Origin of the sequence: Borrelia hispanica CRI (genome assembly GCF_000500065.1) — a bacterium.
GTDB classification, from domain to species: Bacteria; Spirochaetota; Spirochaetia; order Borreliales; family Borreliaceae; genus Borrelia; species Borrelia hispanica.
The window spans coordinates 1-1,617 of sequence record NZ_AYOU01000149.1 but is presented as its reverse complement, the minus strand read 5'-3'; the positions used below and the strand labels follow the sequence as shown (position 1 = coordinate 1,617).

The 1,617-nt window shown below is 26.8% G+C and carries 3 protein-coding genes; all 3 read left to right on the top strand.

Translation table 11 applies throughout. From position 1 onward, the window contains the following. Positions 1-56: 56 nt before the first annotated feature. Positions 57-1,013, top strand: coding sequence for a hypothetical protein (locus U880_RS0106270; protein WP_024655208.1), 957 nt, complete (start codon positions 57-59; stop codon positions 1,011-1,013). Positions 1,014-1,027: 14 nt separating this feature from the next. Continuing rightward, positions 1,028-1,435 carry a DUF3890 domain-containing protein gene (locus U880_RS0106265; RefSeq protein WP_024654391.1) on the top strand — a complete coding sequence of 136 codons (408 nt, stop codon included), beginning with the start codon at positions 1,028-1,030 and terminating at the stop codon, positions 1,433-1,435. Then, positions 1,435-1,617 (top strand): DUF1506 family protein (locus tag U880_RS0106260; protein WP_024654390.1); only part of this gene is annotated, 183 nt, incomplete at its 3' end. The genes U880_RS0106265 and U880_RS0106260, both read left to right, overlap by 1 nt.

Here is a 1,617-nt window from a genome sequence, read left to right as displayed (position 1 = left end):
ACATGGTAGGTGTAAAAAGCTATGGAAATAAAGCTTTAAATTAAAGGAGATTAAAGATGTCAGATTTATTTGATGAAAATTATTATGCTAAGGAAGTAGTAAACGTTGTAAGAGAAACAAAAATACCAAAATTCTACAGCTGGTTTATCGACTCTCAAATAGAAGATGTTGAGCTTAAAAATGGATATACCAAAGCAATTAAATGGGATGCTTTTCTTAATGCTAATCCAACAAGTTTAATTAATGAAGTTAATACTATTGCTACAATAGGTTTTCGTTCAGCAACTGTTAAACTTAATTATTTAAGATTACAGTATAAGTTTAGACATATAAGACAAGGTGAAGAATCTTTCCATTTCAATGATGGTTATATTGGTGATATAAATAATAATTTACTCTCCTTTAGAGAAGCATATAAATTAGCAAGTAATGAAATTATTAAACTTATTGATCATTTTATATTAACTGGTGCTGTATCAATCCAAAAAGATGGTAAGAATCAAAAAGTATTACTTCCTAATATGTATGGACTACTTAATATGCCAAATCAAATATTAGAATCAGTTGAATCTTCTAATAAAGATAAAATGGATAAGATATTTGAAAAGATAGAATCAGGACTTTCAAAATTAGAATTTGGAGATGAATTTTCTACTCCTATTATGGTACTAGTTGATCCATTAACAAGTTTAAAACTTAGTGAACCATATGTAGTAAAAAATTTATCATTTTCTTATTTGTGGGAAGATATATTAATTAAAATTATAAAGTCTATTAATAATAGGCAAAGAGTTTACTTACAAACAAGTAATCTTTTGCAAAATCAAATACTTATTTATCCTTTGAATCCAAATTTAATTGAATTTAGACCAAATAAATATATGTTACCAACTCTAAATGAACATGTTGATAAAAATTCAAGTGATATTGCTCATTCATATATTGATTTTGTTCTTGGTGGTTTACTAGCAACAGAAAAAACTATTTTAAGAGTTGATATTAAACAAAGTTAAAGGAATTAAAGTTGATGAGTAGTGATGTCGAATCAGAAGGACTTAGAGATATTTATCTTAAAATTAAATCTCTTTTAAATGTAACAGAAGATAATTTAAGTTTTGATGAGTTTCAACAACAAGCAAATTTACTTGAGATGATAATTAAAACAAAAGGTATCAGCTTGAACTCATTAAATGAAAGTCAAGCATCACTACTCTTATATTACTACTTAGGATGTAAGTTACAACGTTGTGGTGTAATACATGATATTGATCTTGGACGAATAAAGAAAGAAAAATTAGGTGAACTGGAGATTGATTATCATCCAACATCTGATAATACAACCTGTATAAATAATGATTATTGTATTGCTTTTGAAGCTCTACTTAAAGAAGTAAAACTAGAGCAAACAAAACCTTTTGCAATAGGAGTTGTATAATGCATGTAAGACTCAGGCTTAAAAATCTTGCAGGACGAGTAATTCACTACTTCAAAGAAACATCTGATATTCGCTTTTATAAAGCTATAAATAGTACAGATAATGAATTTGCAAGTCATGATATTACTTTTGATAAGAATAATTACACAGATTTTGTTGGAATTATTATCGATATATCCCCA